Here is a 22332-nt window from a genome sequence, read left to right as displayed (position 1 = left end):
ACTCATGGTTTATACAGAAGCTTTTAAAACTATCTTCTAATTTGTAAAAATGTTGTTACAATAGAAATGAATTCCAAATACATATAAAGGAACAATGGAGGAGCAAGATGAACATCTACGAAAAAATGAAAAAAGTTTTAGAAGGGCAAGAAAATCAATTTTTTACTCTGTCAGAAATCAGAACTAAGTTAAATGAGACATATGGAGTAAATTCAAGTAGCGTTATTCCTTCAGACTTTTGTTATAACCGATTAAATAAGGGAATTACTTTTCAGAAACATCTATTTGAATATGCAGAAAGAAATGGCTACAGGTACTTAGGTGAAAATTACCCCTATACTGGTTTAATCTATCGCCGTTCTTCCGAATTAAAAAGGGATATTGTAGTAGGAGAATGGGTTAAAGGTGACAAATTCTTAGGCAAAACAGTGGAATCAACTTCATTTCAGGATAATTTAATAGAGGAATACACACCTGAAGAGATAAGTTTAGAGCAAATCAAGAGGTTATATAGTCAATACAGTGAAATCTTAAAGTTAGAGTTAAGTCTATTAAACTGTAAAGCCACAGAGTTAAGACACTTAACGGGTAGAATTGGTGAATTTATTTGTGCTATTGAAACTAATGGAAACCTTGCACGTCAGACCAATCAGCATGGATTTGATGTAATTAGTAATGAAAGACGTATTAGTGTCAAGACCACCGCCCAAACGGAAAATCACATAACCATTAATCAGAGAACATTTGAACAATTTGATGACTTTTTTGTGGTTCAGTACCTTGATGGAGAGTTTAAGACAATCTTTTACGGTCCTAAAGAGGAGATTATTCCAATTCTAAAAGTGTATAATGATAAATATGAATTACCTATTCTAAAGTTAAAATCTCTAAAGAACCGTTCTTTAATTGAAAAATAGGGAAATATTACATAAATGGATTTAAAAAAATAGAACTTCCTTTAAAAGGAGGTTCTATTACTTTATTATCTTATACGATACTACAAATAAATACCTTCACTCCTCATATGACCACGTAACGCATGGAATACCATTTTGTGAGTAGAAAGTTTGCCTGTAAGCAAAACCTCATTCAAAACCGTACCTACGCACATGGCTGCATATCGATTGGTGATTAAGCGCTGTGGTTCAGATGCTAATAGTGCCGAACAAGACAATTGAGACGGTGCAATTTCATCATTGTCCTCTAAGATATCAGGATAGATGGATGCAATGGGCTCACAGATGACTTTTCGACCAATTTTCAGCCCACAAACTAATTGTCCTGTATAACCGCTTCTGTCATACGTCTGTTTTTCTTCTTCACTCCACGTTTCCTTTATAGGATTTCCTTCTGGTATCGCGACTGCTTCATTTCCTACATCAATATAGAGTAAGTTTCCTTCATGCTCTTCAAAAAATTGATGAAAGATCGATCGGCTATAATTGTTGTCAACGTTTGAAATGAGAATAGGCAAGTAGAATCGTCCTGAAGCTCCTTCTAAGTATTCCTTATGAAAGAGGGTTTCAAGGGTTTCAACGCTTTCTACATATTCGGATGAATAGCTAGAAATCTGAAGCTTATAAGCGCTACGATAACGTCTAGCCAAGACATCCGCTTTCTTCAAGCCCACGTCTTTCGGGAGAAACAATTGATTGTTTAGGTTTTTGTTCTCGACAACATCAGCGTCGGCAAGAATGTATTTTCCTACCTGTGGCATCACGGAAAGCAACTGGGCAATCTGTTGTGTGACATATGTGCCCGTTCCACCGGTTCCTACTTGCAAGATATGTGGAAACACTTCTTGTTCAATTCCTGTTTGATTTCGAAAATCAATAACCATGCGTTGAGTTGATGTTGGATTAGTCATGATCCACTACCTCAATTCCAGAAAGATCGTATTGGTGCGGTGATCGTGTAAACGTATCTTGAAAGACCGAACGAATTTCTAACGGTAGGTGGGTCTTCATCTCTTTCAGAAAGGTTCTCGCTGTAACGTGCGGGAAGAAGTCATGTACTTTTCCGACAATCACATATAAGAGGGAACTTCTTTCGTTTTCATTATCGGTCATTGAGGGCCATGCCGCCATCTCATGATGACTATGGATTTCTCCGATTTTCCGATGTCTCATCTCTAACAAGTTCAAGGCAGTCATGGTAGGATCTTCGGTGATTTCTACCCAAAAACGATGTACATGCTGCTGAGGGAAGTAGAGGAAGTATTCCTTCTTGTCTAAATCCACGAAAATATCCGCATGTACTTCGGTCTTGAATTGACTTGAATATTGTCTCGCAATAGATATGAAGTCACTAAGCAACGAGAAAGGAATCTTTCCAATGGTAGTAAAAGAGCTTTCCGTAGAGGAAGACTCCGTACAATGTAGCCCTTTCTTTTTTGCCTGTAGGACAGGAACGAGTAAGTTTTTGTCTTTCATGTACACAATGGACGTGAAGCCTGCCACTAATTCAGGAAAGTCTTCTTCAAGTTTTTGGCGAAGGGTCGTTTCCGTTATTTTTTGATAGGCAATCTTATCACCACTTTTTTTCATGGGAATCCCTTTTTCAATTTCCTCGACGGAAAAGTAATTCGTTACGGGCAAATCAAGTCCACAATAACGAATCGTCGCATCTGCTAGGATCGTAAATGTGCTAGAAGGAGCTGCAGGCGCATCTTTCTTCGATGATGCTGGTTTTCCATTCGATGTGCTTTTTGGTGCAGTTTCTTGCTTTTTCACATCTTCCACGCTAACAGTTACTTCTTCTTCCATTCCTAAAAGTGCAAAAAGGTTTGTTTGTTGAAATGTCATACTAAATCTCTCCCTAAAGGTTATTTTTTATAGTTGAAATACTCTTGAAATGTTTGATTAATAGGTAAAAGCCATTCTTCATTGAATGGTTGATTTTCAGCTTGTTCAAACAGCTTATTAATAGGCATCCCTGTTGTACTCTTTGCGCCATAATCACTTCCAAATGGTGCATTGAAAAAGAGTGAATGATAGGTTGCTAGCGCTGTAATCTCTTTTGTAACAGGAAACGTATTCGTTCCCATACATACATCACCGCTTAACGATACATGTGAATAGGGGAAGTGATACAAAGGGGTAGAAGGCTTCATGCGACCTACTCCTTTTACCGCTACAATATGGGTTAATTGACAGACCTCATGTGAAATATGATACGTGAACAGAAGTCGTGGAAATCCAACGTCCGTTAATTTCTTATTGTTATAGTGGATCGTATGCTGGGCCTTTGGCACGTCAATGGTGACTTGCTGCACAGCGCCGCTATAATCTAACCAAACGTGCTTTACGCATTCTTTCGGTAGAATAGGGGTTTCCACGATTGCTTTTGCCTTATTTGAGATCGCATTCGATAGTTCAGCAACGAGATCCTCAAGTTTCATGTAAAACTCTTTTTCGGTAATCTCACCGTGCATATGCTTAATTTCCACAGGGAATTCAAGATTGGCAGGTGTATCGGAAAGTTTGATTAGCACATCCATTAGTTAGACACCTCTTGATGATAGATTTTGTCGAGTTGTTTTGTTAGGTCAATGGTACACTTCGCAATTTCGTGAAAGAAACCAATCCCATACAATCCAATGGTAAAGCCTTTGTGAGGGAGACATCTAAACTCTGCGAATGTGTAATGACCATCAAAGTCATGGTAGCGATTAAACCATTCCTCTACTTCTGGTCCACGATTGTCACGATACAGAGCCTTAATGGTTTGATCCTCAATCAAGTATACGTAGTCCGGTACTGAATCAAAGACCTGTAAATCCTCTTCATCTACTTTTGGATTATCTCCGTACGCTTCATAAAGAATCACTTCACCAAACATGGCATTTAACCCCTCGTTGAAAATCTCAAACCCAAGTTCCGTATTCCAACCAATCATTTCCATAAACTCACTAAATTTAGAAATATCAATCCCAGCGTCAAAAAAAGCTTTAAGCATGGCTAAATTCGATGCTGATTGATGATAACTGTAGTAATCCTCCACAGGCATTACAATCGGTTCCATAGTACAACACTCCTTTTAAATAAAATCATCCTCTTCGACTGGTACTAGCGCATAATTTGTTCGAACTAACTTTACGACAACGCCCTCATTAGCATCAAAGTAGTCTAAGCCAGTAAACGTATAGTCCTCTAAGCGATTATCATCTTCCTCGTCTGTTAGAACGGAACCGAACACATCAATGACATGGCAAGCATCTTCATAAGTAAAAGAGCTAAAATCAACTCGGCTCGTACTATGACGGTTCCAGATATAATTAATCGCATTAGCTATTCCCTTATTCGAGGTAACCTCTTTTTCCGCTTTACGTGCAAAAAGGTTATCTGCTAATTGTGATAGATCCATCTCGTCTCTCTCCTTAATGACAGAAAAAGAGAGCATGGCTGCTCTCTGTTCCGTTTCTCTTTAGGCTGTACGAACTGGCAACACCAGCTGTAGCTCTTTTATTTTTCCTTCATCTGCGGGATACAACAGAAATGGACTAGCTGTTCCGTTGAATTGGAAGGTAATATACTCGGTTTCCATAGCTTTTAGGGCATCAATGATATAACGAGCGGAACATGAAAGGGTAAATTCTCCGTCACCTTCAATGGAGTCATACGCCACATCTACTTTTCCTTTTCCGCGCTGTGCTTGGAAAGAAGAAATTGATACTTCGCTTTTTACCTCGATCTTAATGATTCCATTCGCATTCCCATCCGCGCTGTTAGCGATCTCTTTGACTAGTTCAAGTCCATCTAATAACTCTTTTCGGCTGACCACCATCTTCGACTTCGAAGTGGCAGGGATTAATCGACTTGTATCTGGATATTTCCCATCCAACAAGCGAGTTAAATACACCGTCTGGCCATTCTTAATCATTAGATTTTGCTCATGAACAAAAATTTCAATGTCTAATTCCAGATTAAAGGCTTTTGATGACTTATCCAAAAGCTTGGCAGGAACGACAATGGATAATTCGTGCTCATTTTCGTGTGGGATGAGAACTCGTCCTAAACGATGACTATCCGTACAGACGAGCTCCGTACAATCCTTTTTGAGTTGTACGTTCACACCTTGTAGAATCGGTCGAGAAGGAGAATCACTCGCATTGAAAGTCGTTTTCTTAATGCAATCACTAAACTCTGTTCCTTTGAGTACAACGGAAGGAGTGGTTAGTGAAAGTGCTGGAAACGTTGGATACTCGGCTGCATCTAAACAATTCAGTTCAAAATGACTTTTTCCTGAATCAATTTGGACCACAAAATCATTTGTCGAGAACGTAAGTTTCTTGTTCAACTTTTTCGTAATATCGACGATTTCTCGTGGAAAGACGATACGACCTGGTTGAACGACAACAATTGATTGATCAACGATTGGTATACAATGTCTCATGGTTTCGGTCGCATCTGATCCTGTGAAGATTAATTGATCCTCTTCCACTTCAAGTAAAATACCATTTAAAATAGGCTGAGATGTTTTTCCGCCTAATACCTTTACTACCTTATTAAAACCCTCTAGTAATAACTCTTTATTAATCTCAAATTTCATCGTAAACCCTCCTGAATGGTGTAATAAAAAAAGCACATAAGGGTTTCCCTATGTGCTTGTGACTCTTGGCTATTAAGCTGTTTGATAGGCGTTGTTTCCTTGTTCAGAACGAATTATCTCTGTGATCTGTGCGACATGTTGTGGCGTAATCGTAGAGAAAAGACTCAAGACACTTGAATGTTCTTTGCCCGTGATAATTTGCGCATAACCAAATAATTGCTGTTCATTGATATTATGGTTTTGCGCGACTTTCATTAAGTCATACACCGGTTTTAACAAAGAATAGTAGTTCCGAAGGTTATCTTTTGGTGTCGTAACACTATACACTTCATTTGCTGTTCGAACTTTATGATCAGGATTGACGCGATTATATAAGCTCACCACAAACCCTTGATTTTCCGTTAAACCAATGGATTTCTCCATGTTTTTTAAATAATTGGTGTAATTTTCACGATCTGGATCATGTTCACCATGCAACTGCCCTTGGTTTACGTGAGGCATATTGTTTCCTTGTGGAGAATTCGTTGGATTCTCATTCGGAGTAGGGGGCACGTATGACTGATTATTCGTTGAACTTACGCTCGGTTGATGGGAAGAAGGCAATGCCCAATTTGGTAACGTTGGGATTTTCCAATAGCCTTTAATGTATACCTCTTTATTATCTACTTTAATTTTAGTTTTCATGTACTCCCAATTATTTGAGTTATCCGTTTTCTTATCGTGTATATCAACCCAAAATTCACTGAGTGAATAAAGATATCGACCTAATCCCCACACAGCACCTGCCCGCTTGTGAGCAGCAGAGAATCCGCCTTTGGTTGCTTCATAGGAAGTTTCATCGGCGCCGTCAAATTTTTGAATCCACTCATCTCCGAATTTGATTGAAATCCCACAAAGAACACCTTTGTCCCGCCATGTTTCGTACGAGTTACGCCAATTCATCGGTCCAACGACTTGATCAAGACGATCTTGAATTGCGCGATTGGTGATGTATGGTACAGCTATGCTACGAATCTTATCATTTCTGGTTTTTATAGTACTTTGCACGCGCCATTCTAAATCTTTCGCTGGAAAAGGCGCTTGTAATCCTTGCATAATCTCTTGTTCTGTTAAGTTTGTCATGTATAAAACATCCCCTCAATATAGTTTGATACTTTCATATGTCACTTTTTTTGCACGAAAAAAAGCCCTTGAGCTTAATAGTTTGTAAAAAAGATCAGATTGATCCTTCATACAAATAATTAAGCCCAAAGGCTTTGAGTTTGATAGGTAACCGCTAACCCGAAAAAGAAGGTTGCAAAAAAAGTAAGCTAAAAAGTATAGTTACAGTATAAAGTTATATTTTAGATTTTACAAGATATTTTTCCAATTATCTCTTTTCATCTAAAATGTCCATGTTATAATAGAAAATAATTCAAACTTTGAGAAAAAAAACTTAACCTAAAGCGAAGACCGCTAATGACCCTCTATGATGAGAGGTTTATTAGCGGTTTTTTTGTTTTTAAAGAAGGGAGAAAGATAAAGATGCACAAGCAATCAACACCTCCACGCTTCCGAGATCTTACTATTGATGATGACGTTGAACGTCTTATGGTTCTTCGAAAGAGATTTGACTTGAGACAGTATGAACTTGCGAATGCACTAGGTGTAAGCGAAAGCTACTTAGGAACAATTGAAAATCGTACGAAGCCATTGTCGAAAAAGATGATTCGAAAATTAGATGCGTACCTTGCACAACGATTATGGAGGTAAGTCTTAATGGATTCTATGCTCATTTGGTTGAATAATCCCAAACAAGAAGAGGAGCTTGTGGCTGCATTTCACCCGTTATACAAATGTGAAATGGCATTTCCAAAAGCCTACTTATCACAATTAGAGGAAAAGAGACCGCGATACTTGATTATTTCAAGTCAAATAGCCCAATCACTTGATCTGAAAACGATGAAATTTGGTGGAACGCTGGTCATTATTGGAACGACATTTGACGTTCCCACGTCTGCTCATGTTGTGTTTCAACCCACCATCGATGCGTTGAAAATCTATATCTATACAGAGGACGCGGCTTCAACTCCTTATGAGGAAGAGGAAGAAGAGCTTGTTAAACCTGAGATCCCTGCACATCCAACAGAATGTAACCCAATTGAAGAAAAGAAGTCAATTGAGGAGAAGGAAGTCACGCAAGCAGTTGAAAGCGTGGAATCTACCGAGGATACAAGCGCTAAAAAAGGTAAGTTAAACGTTCCGGCTGAATCATCGGAATCGAAACAAACGACGGAACACGTTCATATTCAAGCACAAGTAAACAAAAAAGCAGAATTAGAAGAAGTAGGAGTAGAAGAGAAGTCAGAAGAACCAGGTGAGGAACGTTCCCAACACATCGAGAACAGAGACGAAAAGGAAACGGACAGCCCTCCCGCACTTAAAGAACAAAGAGTCATTACCTTTCATACTCCTATCAAACAACAAAACAGTGAGTCTGACGAGCCAATTCCTACATCGGATGAAAAGATAAACTCGGAAAATAAAGAGACTCTTACGAAGAAGAATGAGGAAAACCCGCAAGATCATCACCTCAACACGTTAATTAAACGAACCAGTGAGATTCGCAAAGAGGCCTTCACAAAAGCCACATGGGACAAAAACAAAGTGATTGGGGTATGGTCGCCGTTACACCGTATCGGTGTGACCTCTTTTATCGTCACGTTTGCCATGTTTCTAGCGAATGAACGCTCACAAGTAGGCGTCTTAGAAGCACCCAGTAAAGCGTATCATTTGAAACAGATATTGGAGCGCTATAAATCAATCCCTGACGGGTGGAATAGCTTTGCTCGTGCCATGTTTGATCCCACCATTCCAGCCACAAGTATTAACTATATCTATAAAGGCGTACAGTGGATTCTATTAGCTGAAGGAGATCATGAACTAGAATGGAACACCGATGCGCTTTATCACTACGTGAATAGTACGCGTGTCTTTGACTTCGTACTAATTGATTTACCAACGGGAGAAATCGGAGAGATGTACCGTCCACTTTTGGGGCAGTTAGATGAATTATGGATTGTGGTCGATGATTCGTATTTACAGATCAAAGCATGGAAGCAGTATATGGATCAAATGATCAAGGAATACAACCTATCTAGTTACCTTATCTTCAATAAAGCCGAAGCCTTTAGCCAACAAACTCAGTTATCGGAGGATTTGGAACTGCCACTACTGGCTGCACTCCCACCTTTATATCAAGAATTAGCTAAAAATCAGTATGAAAACAAGCCCATTCTCACGTATGAATCGGTTTTGGAGAAACTCAAAGAGCCGTACACGCATTTATCGAATCATGTGTTGAAGTCATCAGATTTAACGAAACACTGTTCTAAATATTCATTGTTAGGGAAATGGAAAAGATTGTTTAAAAGACGTTGATTAAGAGGGAAGACCATGCTAAGATAAAGCTATCTATTTTTGTACTTATTATTTGCAACCATTTTCGGTTAGCGGTTTCTTATCAAAAAAGCGGTCTTTGGATCGACGTCTTCACACCATAGGTGTGACTATCTGTCGTCCTTAGATCGCTTTTTTTTATTTTATTTTAAGGATGTGAGAGAAGAAATGAAGATTTTAAAGGAAATTAAAAAGGTGTTAATGGGTGGAAACGGTTATTTTGTGATCGGTCACCATGTGAAAAAACGATTGTTAGATCGTGGGTACGTCAAAGGAGACATTATAGGGGTTATTTACAACGGAAACGTCGTGGAGGTTCAATATGATCAAAAATTTAAAGCGCTTAAGTATGTCATTGCTGGAAGTGATTTAGATGGTCATCCGATGGTCATTGTGGTCGCACGGCTACCTCAACATGTATTTAAGGTAGTAACCGTTATGCCTCCACTGGATAAGAATCGCTTTGATCGGTGTATTTAGCGTAAGAGAACGTAAATTGAAAGGGTGTAGAAAACATGAGAACATTACGAAAAACGAAATTAGCAGGCTGGTTTGAATTTATGCGCCAAAATTGCCCGATCTGTAACCATCATGGTGGCTGCATGATTCATGAAGATGGCGACCGTGTGGCGTGTATTCGGGTCGAGAGTGAGACGATCTTTAGTAAAAACTCGGCTTTGCCCTCTTATCTCCATTACTTAAATGGGGATAAGCGTAAACCGAAAATTCAATATGATGGGCCATCCTATCAAAGTGAAAAGAAAGTAGCTGATTCGGAATTAAACAAGGTCTATCGAACACTGTTACACGCATTGGAATTAGAAGGTGGTCATTATCAACATTTAACATCGGATAATCGTCAATTAACAGATGAGCAAATAGCCGTAAGAGGATATAAAAGCTTTCCAGAAAAGCCATGGAATGTCGTAAAAGAAATAGGAGATAGCTTGTGTATGGATGATTTCACAGGTGTCCCTGGCTTTTATGAACAACAAACAGAGCGTGGATCGTATTTCACCCTAAATGGGAGAAAAGGAATCCTCATTCCGTTCCGTAATCATAAAAATGAGGTTGTGGGTTGTCAGTATCGTATCGATCAACCACCTAATGAAGTGAAAGTAGACGCTTATCAACAGGGACTAAGCGCGAAGGTTATTCAACAACCGAATCAGGTCGAAGTATCCTATGAGGGGAAGGTCATTGGTCAGTATGAACTGACGCTTGGACAAGGAAAAGTCATCTCGATCAATGGGAAAGTCTCTCTTGGGATGATTACACTCGTCAAAGGCATGAGGTATTATTGGCTTTCTTCTGCCAATAAGAATAAAGGGACAGGAGCAGGAGAACCAACTCCCGTACACATTTCCGTTCCGAGTGAACGCTTAAAAACATGGCATACAGGTACCCCTTTGCAAACCAAAAAGATTTGGGTGACCGAAGGGTCCATCAAAGGTGATATTTCGTCAGATTTGTTAGGGACATTATACACACCTGAAGAACTAAACGAATTAGGCGATACGTTTTTAAGTGTTCCTGGTGCAAACTCTTGGCGCATTATGCTTCCAACCTTAAAAGAAATGGGCGTGGAGCATGTCAACTTAGCGCTAGACGGGGATGCGGCACGTAACCCTTATGTAAAAAAACACTTATTCGAATGTGCAAAAGAGTTAAAGGCACTTCAATTAACTTGTAGTATCGTCCTTTGGAACGTAGATGAAGCGAAGGGAATCGACGATTGTCTTCTGTTGAAAAAGCGCCCAATCCTAAAACGATTATTTTGAGAGGAGCATACAAGCGATGATATATTTCTATGAAGCGACGGATATAGAAAAAGGTGAGTGTATTTATTTTGGATCAAACCGTGAAGAGTTAATAATGAGATTACATGATTATATGGCTAGTCAACACGATCTTAATCTAGGAGATCAAACGATAAAAGAACTAAACGATCTTAACGAACCATTTCTAAGCATCTTTGGTATTGAAGTCATCTATCAATAACAACATGACTGAAAAGCATGAACTACTCCACGGTAGTTGATGCTTTTCTTATTTTAACTTTTTTTATAAAAAATGGTTGATATTACCTTGATCATCTTATATACTGAGAATATCAAAATTTAGCCAACGGGACGCCCCCGAAATGAGTGGTATTAGAACCTTATCTAATACCTTCGTTTCGGGGGCTTTTTTTTTGGCTTGAAAGGGGGTGACATAGATGGAAAAACGCAAATTTAGCTTAAAAAGCTTATTTTTAGCTCTAACCGCTATGATGATTCTGGTGATGGCACAACCGACTACAAGTTTGGCAACCAACGCTGACGATTCAAAAAAAGCTTTTGAAAAAGCAGGGGTTACGGTATCAGACATCGATAGTAAAGATTCTGGCGTCTTTAAAGACCTTAAGAAAATGACAGGCTTTATTATGGCTCTTGGTGGTTTCTGGGTTGTCGCATGTTTAATCTTTGCTGGGTTTAAATTAGCGGCTGCACAAGGTGGAAATCCACAAGCTCGTACGGCTGGATTCGTCGGGTTAGGAATGGCATTCGTTGGCGCATTCGTGATTGTAAAAGCTTACGATATCGCGGGTTATGCAGCTGGTTTCGGAGGTTAAGATCAAGCAATTATTTATTTCTTACAAGATCGTACACAACATTAGTCAATATGATTTTTCTACACACACGTACAACAGACTATTTTTTTACTCTCTCCCTTTATAGAAAATAGATTCCCCCCTCTATGGTAAGTCATTTACCAACTAGTGGGGGGATTGTTGTAAGAAAGGATGTTTCTATGCGAAAAGTTACCGTTCCCGTCGATATGTCTTCGGAACAGAAAACCATTTTAGGGATCTTGTCAAAACGACAACTGACGTACTCAATCGTTGCGGGGGTGCTCATCTATTTTTATGGGCCATTCTTCTTCCGAATGGCATCTAGCTTTTATCTAGGTGTGGCGTTCTTTATTCTTTCAGCCCTTCCGACGGCAGTGTTCACGATTGTGTTAGCCTTTGTCAAAAAGGAGAAGGTGGGCATGTATTTTGACCGGTACCTCCTTACTAAAATGGGTTATAAAAATGAAATTGGATTGTGGCGAAAAGGCACACACGCCAAAGAATGGATGGTGAAACGCAAGTGATTGATTTTATCGTACTAACTGCGTTGGCGTTAGGGTTCTATGTATTTTCTCGGCTTATGTTAAAAGAGCCACTGATTCCCTGGGGGGCAAAGAAAAAGAGAGTAAGTAAACAAGGTACATCAAAATCAAAAGGAAAGGCATCGAAAGGGAAAAAAGGCAAAAAGAGTGTAGGCGATGAGGATGAACCCGATCCATTTGAGGAGCTTTTTAGTGACATGGAGGAGATTGTGAAAAAGATGATTCGATTTGAAAATGACCGCTTCGTCATGATCGCAGAGGTTGATCCTGTGAACTACTTCTTATTGTCACCCGAAGAACAGGAAGCCATCGACCGCACGTTTGAAACATGGCTTGCGACCTTACATTATCCCGTTCAAATTTACCTTCAAAACCGATACGTTGACTTATCCGATCCCATTGAAAAGATGCGAGACATTATGTTGGGACAAGATGACCTTCCCATCAATGCGATTGAATACGGTCAGTCCATGATTGAGGACTTAACAAGATGGCAAGAGTTAACGCCGCGTTATGAAACCAAGCGTTATCTGGCTGTTTCGTATCAGGTAAATGTCAAAGAAATTAATGCAGACAGTAAAGACGAATTAGAAGAGAAGATTCTTCAAAAAGCCTACAACGAATTATCTCGTCGCGTCAGCGCGGCTGCGAATGCCCTGCGAAAAGCGCGTATTGGTGTCCATCGTCTCGACAACGATGGGATCGGGGAACTCTTGTACTTTGCCTTTAATCGAAAGAAAGCCATTAAGAACCGCTACAAGGACATTGCTCGAAATGAAATGCTGGCACTTTATACGACAGCCGATCAAGATGAACGTCATATTGAACTAGTAAAGGAGATGATTGATCGTGATGGGGAAGAAAAAGAACAACAAGCAGGCTAAAGAAATTGAAGAAAACATAGACACACAAGAGTCGTCAACGATTGAATTTGGCTCAAAAGACACCTCAAAAAAAGGAAAGAAGGGCAAGGAGGGTCCGATTGATTACCAATGGGACACGAAACCCACCTTTTGGGACGTCGTCTCTCCAGAAGGAATGGTCATCGATTCGCCAGATTACGGAGTCATTAAACAATCACTCGGAACAAACACCTATTTTCGACCATTCTTTATTACGCGCGATGGATATCCTCGTAAAATGCAAACGACGTGGCTCAACACACTGACATCTAGTGGAGAAATGGATGTCCTCATTGATATTCATAAAGTACCGAAGTCCGAAGCGGTTCGTACGCTTCAACGACAAGTCACCATGTTAGAATCCAACCTTTCGTTTCAAAAGAAGCGAGGAAACATTGACCAAATTCAAGACCTTGAGACAAAGATTATCGATACGAACCAATTAATGAGTGAAATTCAGTTCTCGGAGAATGACAGTTACAATACGTCCGTTCTAGGTGTTCTATACGGTGAAAGTGAAAAGGATTTAAACCGTTATAGCGAAAAGCTAGAAGATGAACTAAAGGGAATGTTCTTTAAAGTGGCGACCACATGGTCGCGCATTAAGAAAGGCTTTCGTTCCGCGCTGCCTTTCGGTCAAAATGAAATCCATGATTCGTTTCGAAATATGGACCGACGCGCGTTAAGTACGTTCGCCCCTTTTATTAGCGGAAGCGGAACGTTCTTAGGCGGTGTACCCATAGGGATTAACCGTATCACCGGGCAAAAGGAATTTATCAACTCCTTCGGTAGTGAAGACTACCGCCCTCAAAACTACAACATGGGGATTCTCGGTATTCCAGGATCAGGGAAAAGTTTGGCCATGAAGATGAAGATTGCCCGTGAAAATGCAGGGGCCAATGTATACGCAAATATCATCGATCCAGAAGGTGAGTTTGTCCGAATTACGAAGCGTCTAGGAGGCATTAACCTCAACATCTCAGAAGAATCGGACATCATCATTAATCCATGCGCCATTAACTATACGGATATTCCCTTAGATGAAGACGATGAAGAAATGGATCTTTTGGAAGATGCCGATGATAAGGAGATTATTGAGAAGAACGGCAAGCGCTACATTCGATTCGTGCCGGTTCGTGAGAAAGCAAACGAACTTCTCGCATTCTTTGATATCATCATTCGAGGAAAAGATTCAGCTGACTCAGGACTCGATGTGTTCGAACGAAATTACCTAGAAGAAGCCATTGAATCTGTCTTTAAAGAGCTAGGCATTACCACTCATCCAGAATCGCTCTTTAAAAATGAGGTTCAAACCGTAAACGGTCATATCGTGCAGTCGAAAGTCCGAAAGCCTGAGCCTGAAATTCTTCAAATTTATGAGTACCTTGTGGACAAGTATGGAGAGGATTTGAAAGCGGAGCGACTCATTGCGGGCATTAAACCGTTCTTACGAACGGGATCAAAGCCGATCTTCGATGGGCAAACGTTTTTAGGACGAGGAATTACGCAAACGCTGATGGCGTCTCGACTTGTGAACTTTAATATTAGTCAAATGGAAGAAGGGTTTTTAAAGCCGATTGCGTACCATGTATTGCTTAACTACATATGGGAGCACTTTGTGAAAAACCTTGATAATTCCACCAAGAAAAAATATGTCTATTGCGATGAGCTATGGCAGTTCATCGATAACGATTTAACGGTGGCGTTCTTTGAAAAGTTAGCCCGTCGTGCGCGTAAGCGTAACTGTGGGTTCTGTTGGGCTTCACAGGACTTTGTTCGAATCTTAGAGCACCCGAAATCAAGGGGTATTCTGACCTCTACTTTCTCGTACCTGTTCTTCCAACAAAATAAGATTGATTTAAAACGAATTAAAGAGAACTTCGATTTAAGTAATGGAGAAGTCGAGATTCTCTTCAATAACCCTGGTAAGGGAGAAGGCATCTTCCGTGTCGGAAGTAGTTCTGTGTGGCTGCAGACCGATCCATCAGATGAAGAAATGGTCTTCATTGAATCGAACACAGCCGTACTAGAAGAATTGTTAGACCGACGTAAGAGACAACGTTTTCAAGACGAAACACCTGCATAGGAGGTGAAAGAATGAATATTATTGATAAATTTATAGGCGTGATGGGGGATCTGTTTGCCTCCATCTTCTCGTGGATTGTCGCGCCCTTTACCAAGCTTTCATCGATTAAAGATTTAATATTTGGTAAGGCAGACACCACCAACGTTTTCTATACCTTTAGTGACAAAGAACTGTCCGCCATTTATACACCAGGGATCTACATTATGACCACTTTGGCATCTTTTGCCCTTTTAGCAGGGATTATTGTATGGGGAATGAAGATTAGTTCGTCCGGCATTAACCCCTCTACTCGGTCTAGTTTTATCGAGTTTATCAAAGACTTAGCGATTGTCGCTATTGTACTTGCCAATCTAGGCGATCTTTATAACATCCTGTTTACAATCAATTCAGGCATTGTGGATGTCTTTAGCGCAGCGTATGATTCGAAAATTAAGGATATGGCGAAGTCCATTACCAATGAAAATAATGACGTCATTGGTCAGCTCATTATTAACTTAACCCTTTTGGGACTTAGTATTTGGGCAAACTTCTACTATTTAATGAGACGACTTACCTTGTTGTTGTTAATGGTGATGGGGCCGTTAATGATGACGATGTTCTTAATTCCACGTTTTAAAGGCATGACTGGGGCGTGGTTTAAGGAACTCGTAGGGTCCATTTTTGTTCAAAGTGTTCATGCCTTCGTATTCTGGATGTTGGCAAAAATGGCCGTAGGAGAAGATTTACTTGCTTCGGTTATTTTATACCTCATCTTTATTCCAGTCAGTGAGTCACTTCGTGCTTTAGTGGGCATGGGGGGCGGTATGCAGGGGAATTTAAGCAAAGCAGGCGCGATGGCAGGGATGTCTTCCCTTATGGCGATGGGTGGTGCGATCAAATCAGCACGAAATGGAGAATCCTTTATGTCTACTATGAGAGGCAAGTTCGCACCGAAGAAGGACGATCCAACCTCAACCTCTTCTGAATCAAATGTACGTAACATAGAACATAAAGATGATACCGATACGATGCTCTCTCCAACATCCAAAAATATGCTTGGTTTCGGTAAGAAAGGTGCGGCACTTGGAAAAGGCGCACTTGGTGTAGCTGGCGCGATTGCAGGTGCACCACTAGGAGACGGAAAAGGCGCCTTTCTAGGAGCAGGGATCGGGACAGGTGTTGGGAATGCGATTGGAGGCGCTGGCGCGCGTGCAGGTGCGGCATTCGTACAAGGCGTCGGGAACCGTTCTAAAAAGTTTATGGAAGGGTACCGTAGTAATCGAGTCTCAAGTGTCGAGGATCAAATTAGCGATCAATTAGCCGACGCAGATACAACCGCATGGGCGAATGAAAACAAAGAACAGTTTATGAAAGATGCGAAAGCCCGTTTTCCAGATGCGAGCCCACAATTCCTTGGAAAAATGTGGGATCAGAAGGTTGCTGGTCAACGAGCCATGTTCAAAGAACAGGCTGTTTCGGCCGTAAACGCGGCGAAAGATCATGAAGGGTCTTTAGGGCGTGGTTCCGATCTTGCGAAAGCGTCAGCGAAGGGATTAGCCAACACATGGGCGGATGAAAACAAAGAGCGCTTCATGGAAGCTTACCGAGAAGCGAATCCTCCTAAAGAGAATATGACGTCGAAAGAAGAAGCGTCTTATCAGCAACGAGCGGAACAGGCATGGAAAAGTGAAGTGGGACGTAAGGAAAAAGAATTTGGTCAAATGGCGTCCTCGGTTGCGTCTAAACTCAGTAACGGTGTGCCAAACTCCTACGTGAGTAAAGGCGACTTTGCGAGTGCCATTGCCCAAAAGGCGACGGCGATGGATAAAGCGAGCTTTAAGGAATCCATGTTAGCCAAACACTCAACTATGACAGACGATCAAATTGACGTTGAGTATGAAAAAACGGCGGGTCAACGTCAGAAGATGTTGATGGACGTAGCACAAGCAAGCGGAGAAACCGTCAAAGCAGGTTCTCTTCATACAGGTGGTCAAGTAAACCGTGGCTACTTAGCGAATCAGCTTGCTACTATGAAGACTGCCGATGATAAAAAAACTTTTCTTAATCATTTATCCGGTTCAAATATGACACCAGAGCAAATGGAAGTGGAATGGCAAAAGAATGCGTCCGATTCCTTTAAGGGTAATCTAAAGGTTATAAGCGAGAATCTTCAAAGCAATATGTCCTCGCAATTAATGAGAGTTCCTTCGTCTGTCAAAGGAATGAATGCCGTTCCTGAGATCGCTAAAAATATGGCTCAAGGATTTGTGGCGGTATCAGGCGTTCAAGAGATTAGTAAATTCGTAGGGGAAACAAAAGTGGGAAGTGCGGTGTCGGATGCCGTAGCGGGTGCTAGCGCTGGTTACACGATCACGAAGATTGATCAACTTCCCGCAGGGAACATGGTACAAAAAGTTCAAAACGTGGCGACAGCGGTTCAACAAGGAGCGACAGCGGGCGTATCTGCGTTTAAGAATACGATGGCTGCGCCTCATCAAGTCGTCAATCCTCTTGCCAAACAAGAAGGGTTCCGCAATACCGTCTCCTTTGTCGCAGGGGTAGCTGGTGGCGTCAAAATGTATCAAACGGGCGCTAAATTAGCGATGAAGCATAATCCGTATAACCAAGCGGCCAACTTAGCCATTAAAGAAGTGAGTGACATCGCTCAAATGGCACAAACGGTATCAGGACCACAAGGCGTCAAACAAATTGCAGGAAATGCGATTCAATTGGTAACCACACCTGAACAATCGTATATTCAAGTCCGTGACCATTCGGGTCAAACCCAAGTGGTTTCGCGTTACGGAGCAGGGAATCCGACACTGACAAAAGGACAAGTCGCGTACCAAGATTTAACGTTACAAAACGGTATGTTAGTGAATAACACGCCGAATGGTAAGCCAGTCTCGTATACGATAGATAGTGGCGGAAGTAAAATTCCACTGAGCTTCGTTCCGGCGATCAATCCGAATCAATTATTAGTGAATCAACATCAAACGGCTCAACCAAAAGCCGAGATTCCAGCCTTTAACCAAAAGGTCGATAATGGCTCTTATTACGTTCAAGATGTCACACAACATACACCGAAACAAGTCCGTATGGTTGTGGAACGTGATCGTAGTTACATGGTCGCTCAAAATGCACAAGGAGAAACGTATCGTATTTCTCCTTACCAACAGGGCGATGCTCGTCTTGCGCAAGGAGAGACCGTCTATACGAACTGTAAACTATCCGATAGTAAACTTATTAAAGAAGAATCCTATATGAGCAAAGGAATGGGAGAAACACCTTATGACTATACATCTTCTGCCGATCCGAACGAGTACGTGCCGTACCAACCGAATAAGCGCTTAGCGAGGCGTAAAGAAGCCGATCGTTTCAGACAGGCTCAAGGTGTAGGAGGTAGCTGGTAATGGCTTTAAATCATGAGCCTCCTGAAGATCAAGTATCACGAATTAAGGAGCAAATCAAACAACAAATCAAACATCAAGCTTCCCAAGCCGCCCGTAAGGGAATGAAAAAGGTCGGGAAGAAAGCTGGAAAGGCTGCCGCAAAAGCGGCGGCCAAAGCCATCAAGATCATGCTTTTGGTCTTAAAAAAGATGCTGATTGCCTTTCTATCCTTTATTGGTGTTCCCAGTACCTTTGTGACGCTTGCCATCGTATGTATTGTCGCGGTTCTTCTTCTCATCTCCTCTATTTTCTTCGGGGAAGGGAAAGAATTGGATGACGATCAACAGAAGCTACATGATTACATGATGGAGCAGATCACCGATCAAGTAAATACGGACAGTAATATTCAAATGAACTATCGTGTTCCAGAAGGGCTCGTATCGGCCATTATTCAGATTAACGAAATGCATAAAGAGCACGAGGACTATTATGAGTTAATCGATACAACGGTCGATAAACTAAAGCCGACCTTTACCTATGAATCCTTTGAGACAGCCGATGAAACCAAGTCTCAATCCTGTTCATCAACGGGGCAATGTACAGAATCCCCGTCTACCACGTCAACGAGTTCTGTCAAGCGCTTAACAGAAGTGACCGCGTGGAACGGGAAAGCGACGTTTACGTACGGGGAAGAATGGGGCCCGTGGCAGAAACATACGACAAAGAATGAAGACGGTTCGTCTTCGACAACATGGACACGGAGTAAACAAGCGGTCGTGACAGGTCAAAAACAAAAAGAGGATTACACCAAGTTGGATGAAATTTTGGATTCATTTGGATACAAGATGAGTGACAAAAAAATGGTAGAAGCTTTTTATGAAGCGTCTGGGGGCATCATTCATTATACGGAATGGCTAAAGAACGGCAAAGTTGCTTTTGATAATGTCGGAATTGATATTATTGGGGTGGGTTCAAATGGGAACATCGTTCCTGGTAAAGGCGTACCTCCTCAATTCATGCCGATGTATCTTAAAGGGCAATCGACCTTTGGAACGCCATGGTATTATATTGCGGCTGTCCACTCCATTGAAACCCAATTTTCCACGAATGCGACTACGTCATCAGCCGGGGCCTTCGGGGTTACCCAATTCATGCCATGTACATGGGTAGGGTGGAGTTATCCGGGCTGTAAGGGATCCAAAGGAAACGTAGTGATGCCAAAAGAAACGTACACCAGTTTATCCGTAATCGCTCGATACGGTGGGTATGGGGTAGACGGAAATGGCGATGGAAAGGCTGATCCATGGAACTTAGAGGACGGAATTCTCGCAACCGCCAAGTATTTAGGGGCAAATGGAATGCCGAGTGATCCGAAAAAAGCCTTTTACACCTATAACAATGCCAACTGGTATGTGACAAAAGCGATGAATCTTGGAGAAAAGTTTAAGAATGAAGCCAAAGAGATTCCTGTAGGTGGTGGAGGAAGTAGCAGCTCCTCAGCGGTCGTCAATGCAGGGTCGGTCCTCATTGGAAAGACTGTCTATGTCTTCGGTGGTGGACGAAATCAAGGGGATATTAATGCAGGGCGCTTTGACTGTAGTAGTTTTGTTCACTGGGCCTTTGCGCAAGTCGGCATCGATCTTGGTAATCGGGGATGGGTGAGCACAGAAACGCTCAAGAATTTAGGTACACCTGTACCTGTAAGTGATATGCAACCAGGGGATTTAGTATTCTTTGATACCTACAAAAAAGATGGTCACGTAGGGATTTACGCAGGAAACGGGAAGTTCCTAGGTTGTCAAGGAAAGACAGGCGTAGCATTTGCCGATATGTCAAAAGGATATTTCCAACCAAAGTTTAATGGTCGCGTACGACGTATCTAGCGGAAATAACCTTACGTATTTTTCTAATTAGAAATGTAAAATATATTCTCCTATTATATATTTCTCATACATCGTTTTATCATAAAAATTTGTAAGATTCACCACGTATAAAAAATGTAAGGTTAATGAATAGAGAAGTCAACATTTCCCTTATGCTATAAGGCGTTTCTTTTTGATGTTTTTGGAAAATTTCTATCTTGTTTCTTTCAATAAAGATTGTTTATGTAGATTATCCTTGTATATGTATCTTGTAGAGAGGAAAGAAAAATTTCACAGAATAATGCTATGTAAAATGAACTTTTAATTAAATATAATATTTTAAAGAAATTGAAAAATCTTGAGGTTAGGTGCATTTCAATTTATAGGCAGTTGTTTAGAAAAGGGTATTTAAACACCCAATCAGTTTAATAATTAAATAAGAAAGACTAAAAAATCACGATTTTTATACCTAAATTATTGAATTTAGTCTATTGTATTAAATTTTGGGACCGTCAATAATTTTGTGTAAATAAGGATTTCCTTTTCTTTTGGACATCATCCACTAGTTTGTTTTAAACATCATTTGTAGCTCTGCGCGAGCTTGATCAAAACCAATATGACACCTTGTCGCGAAGCGCTGATTATATTGGTCAAATTGGGAAACGAGGAAGCGTTCAAGCGACTCTTCGTTTGGGAATTGTTCCTTACGCTTACTATATTTCTTGATTTGTTTATTAAAAGATTCAATGAGATTGGTTGAATAAATACTGCGCCAAATAGACTTAGGAAAGCTATAAAACGTGAACAAATAAGGGTTATTAAGCAATGGCTTTGTCACTTTTGGGTACTTTGACTTCCACTTTTCAATGAACGAATGTAGGGCCTGTTGGCCCATTTCAAGGCTTTCTGCACGATACACAGATTTGAAGTTTTCACAGATTTCAGCTCGATCTGATACACGAACTTTATGAGCAATTGTCCGTGAAAGATGGACGCAGCATGTTTGATAAAAAGAAGCTGGATAGATAGAAAAAATACTGTCTGTGATGCCTTTTAAACCATCGGAAATGAACAACAGAATCTCCTCTACACCACGAGATTTGATGTCTTCTAAAAGTTCTTTCCAGACAAAGGCGGATTCGTTAGGAGCGATTGTATAGCCAAGTACTTCTTTTGAACCGTCTTCCCGAATGCCAACGGCAATATAGACAGCTTCTTTAGACACTGTATCCCGTTTTAAAGCAATATATGTAGCGTCTAAATAAACGCACGCATAGCGTGCACACAACGTTCGATCTCGGAATGCTTCTACCTGTTCAGACATCACCTTTGTCATATTTGAAATGGTTTGAGGTGTGTAATGGTGACCATACATGCGCTCCATCAAGTCGGCAATTTCAACAGTCGTTACGCCCTTTTGGAACATATGAATAACGAACGCTTCAAGCGTATCATTGGCTCTTTTATAAGGAGCCACCGTCTGTTGCTTAAAGTCGCCATTCCGATCACGAGGAATAACGAGATGAAGTTCTCCAAACTCTGTGTGTAGTGTGCGTTCGTACGAACCATTTCGTGAACTTCCTGTATTAAATCCAATACGATCATATTTTTCGTAATCCAAAAAAGCTGTCAATTCGCTCGCTAAGAGCGTATTAACCGCATTTTCTAAGTGAGTACGGAAAACTTTCGTTACATCTTCTTTTTGGACTAGAGCTTGAACAAGATCTGTTGTAAACTGATTCATAGGAAGACCTTCTTTCTTTGAATTGGTTGTGGTGACTTAATTCTACAAGAAAAGGTCTTCCTTTTTGTATTTATTCATTTACACAAGATATTTTACGCTCTCTTAATTTTCTTGCTTAGTAAATATGTATATTGTATTCCTTAAGTAAATGCAATTTAATAAAATAAGGTCAATAATATTTGTTGCATAAAATAGGCACGAAAAGTTAGAAATAGTATACTTT

At 40.7% G+C, this 22332-nt stretch carries 20 protein-coding genes; 12 read left to right on the top strand and 8 right to left on the bottom strand.

The genetic code is table 11. The features are described from left to right. Nucleotides 1-107 precede the first annotated feature (107 nt). A complete protein-coding gene (locus tag IE339_RS24290) occupies nucleotides 108-917 on the top strand; it encodes a DUF7225 domain-containing protein (protein ID WP_242176331.1) in 810 nt (269 codons plus the stop codon). A gap of 80 nt (nucleotides 918-997) precedes the next feature. Here IE339_RS24290 and IE339_RS24285 read toward each other — a convergent pair whose 3' ends face one another. The 7 genes from IE339_RS24285 to IE339_RS24255 form a co-directional block, all read right to left on the bottom strand. Beyond that, on the bottom strand, nucleotides 998-1867 hold the full coding sequence (locus IE339_RS24285) for a ThiF family adenylyltransferase (protein ID WP_242176330.1): 870 nt from the start codon (nucleotides 1865-1867) through the stop codon (nucleotides 998-1000). Beyond that, complete coding sequence (locus IE339_RS24280; protein WP_242176329.1) at nucleotides 1860-2804, bottom strand: Mov34/MPN/PAD-1 family protein; 945 nt, start codon at nucleotides 2802-2804, stop codon at nucleotides 1860-1862. The genes IE339_RS24285 and IE339_RS24280 overlap by 8 nt, the downstream gene beginning before the upstream one ends. Nucleotides 2805-2824: 20 nt before the next feature. Next, complete coding sequence (locus tag IE339_RS24275) at nucleotides 2825-3499, bottom strand: prokaryotic E2 ligase family D protein (protein WP_242176328.1); 675 nt, start codon at nucleotides 3497-3499, stop codon at nucleotides 2825-2827. Then, nucleotides 3499-4023 (bottom strand): hypothetical protein, encoded by a 525-nt coding sequence (locus IE339_RS24270; protein ID WP_242176326.1) that lies wholly within the window; start codon nucleotides 4021-4023, stop codon nucleotides 3499-3501. The genes IE339_RS24275 and IE339_RS24270 overlap by 1 nt, the downstream gene beginning before the upstream one ends. 15 nt (nucleotides 4024-4038) lie before the next feature. Continuing rightward, on the bottom strand, nucleotides 4039-4365 hold the full coding sequence (locus IE339_RS24265; protein WP_242176325.1) for a hypothetical protein: 327 nt from the start codon (nucleotides 4363-4365) through the stop codon (nucleotides 4039-4041). Between the two features lie 60 nt (nucleotides 4366-4425). Beyond that, complete coding sequence (gene dnaN, locus IE339_RS24260; protein ID WP_242176324.1) at nucleotides 4426-5550, bottom strand: DNA polymerase III subunit beta; 1125 nt, start codon at nucleotides 5548-5550, stop codon at nucleotides 4426-4428. A 72-nt stretch (nucleotides 5551-5622) separates the two neighbouring features. Then, nucleotides 5623-6672 carry a Rad52/Rad22 family DNA repair protein gene (locus tag IE339_RS24255; RefSeq protein WP_242176323.1) on the bottom strand — a complete coding sequence of 350 codons (1050 nt, stop codon included), beginning with the start codon at nucleotides 6670-6672 and terminating at the stop codon, nucleotides 5623-5625. 402 nt (nucleotides 6673-7074) lie between these two features. On the opposite strand from IE339_RS24255, the gene IE339_RS24250 reads away from it, so the two are divergent. The 11 genes from IE339_RS24250 (at nucleotide 7075) to IE339_RS24205 (ending at nucleotide 20386) form a co-directional block, all read left to right on the top strand. Beyond that, nucleotides 7075-7302: a helix-turn-helix domain-containing protein gene (locus IE339_RS24250; RefSeq protein ID WP_242176322.1), complete on the top strand. Its 228-nt coding sequence runs from the start codon at nucleotides 7075-7077 to the stop codon at nucleotides 7300-7302. A 6-nt stretch (nucleotides 7303-7308) separates the two neighbouring features. Then, complete coding sequence (locus tag IE339_RS24245; protein ID WP_242176321.1) at nucleotides 7309-8970, top strand: hypothetical protein; 1662 nt, start codon at nucleotides 7309-7311, stop codon at nucleotides 8968-8970. 186 nt (nucleotides 8971-9156) lie between these two features. After that, nucleotides 9157-9468: a DUF4258 domain-containing protein gene (locus IE339_RS24240; RefSeq protein WP_242176320.1), complete on the top strand. Its 312-nt coding sequence runs from the start codon at nucleotides 9157-9159 to the stop codon at nucleotides 9466-9468. A 35-nt stretch (nucleotides 9469-9503) separates the two neighbouring features. Continuing rightward, the gene (locus IE339_RS24235) at nucleotides 9504-10769 is read left to right on the top strand and encodes a hypothetical protein (protein WP_242176319.1); all 1266 of its coding nucleotides are present in this window, start codon (nucleotides 9504-9506) and stop codon (nucleotides 10767-10769) included. A gap of 94 nt (nucleotides 10770-10863) precedes the next feature. Then, on the top strand, nucleotides 10864-10989 hold the full coding sequence (locus IE339_RS24740) for a hypothetical protein (protein ID WP_277933989.1): 126 nt from the start codon (nucleotides 10864-10866) through the stop codon (nucleotides 10987-10989). A gap of 217 nt (nucleotides 10990-11206) precedes the next feature. Continuing rightward, the gene (locus tag IE339_RS24230; RefSeq protein WP_242176318.1) at nucleotides 11207-11602 is read left to right on the top strand and encodes a hypothetical protein; all 396 of its coding nucleotides are present in this window, start codon (nucleotides 11207-11209) and stop codon (nucleotides 11600-11602) included. Between the two features lie 179 nt (nucleotides 11603-11781). Continuing rightward, on the top strand, nucleotides 11782-12126 hold the full coding sequence (locus tag IE339_RS24225) for a PrgI family protein (protein WP_242176317.1): 345 nt from the start codon (nucleotides 11782-11784) through the stop codon (nucleotides 12124-12126). Next, a complete protein-coding gene (locus IE339_RS24220) occupies nucleotides 12123-13028 on the top strand; it encodes a hypothetical protein (RefSeq protein ID WP_242176316.1) in 906 nt (301 codons plus the stop codon). The genes IE339_RS24225 and IE339_RS24220 overlap by 4 nt, the downstream gene beginning before the upstream one ends. Next, a complete protein-coding gene (locus IE339_RS24215) occupies nucleotides 12988-15132 on the top strand; it encodes a VirB4 family type IV secretion system protein (protein ID WP_242176315.1) in 2145 nt (714 codons plus the stop codon). Before IE339_RS24220 ends, IE339_RS24215 begins: the two co-directional genes overlap by 41 nt. 11 nt (nucleotides 15133-15143) lie before the next feature. Then, nucleotides 15144-18524 (top strand): hypothetical protein, encoded by a 3381-nt coding sequence (locus tag IE339_RS24210; protein WP_242176314.1) that lies wholly within the window; start codon nucleotides 15144-15146, stop codon nucleotides 18522-18524. Next, on the top strand, nucleotides 18524-20386 hold the full coding sequence (locus tag IE339_RS24205; protein WP_242176312.1) for a C40 family peptidase: 1863 nt from the start codon (nucleotides 18524-18526) through the stop codon (nucleotides 20384-20386). Before IE339_RS24210 ends, IE339_RS24205 begins: the two co-directional genes overlap by 1 nt. A gap of 541 nt (nucleotides 20387-20927) precedes the next feature. On the opposite strand, the gene IE339_RS24200 is transcribed toward IE339_RS24205, so the two are convergent. Continuing rightward, on the bottom strand, nucleotides 20928-22109 hold the full coding sequence (locus IE339_RS24200) for an IS256 family transposase (protein WP_242176311.1): 1182 nt from the start codon (nucleotides 22107-22109) through the stop codon (nucleotides 20928-20930). Nucleotides 22110-22332: the final 223 nt, after the last annotated feature.

Origin of the sequence: Priestia koreensis (assembly GCF_022646885.1) — a bacterium.
In the GTDB taxonomy this organism is placed as follows: domain Bacteria; phylum Bacillota; class Bacilli; order Bacillales; family Bacillaceae_H; genus Bacillus_AG; species Bacillus_AG koreensis_A.
The sequence above is the reverse complement of the archived record's forward strand: the minus strand, read 5'-3'. Positions and strand labels throughout refer to the sequence as shown.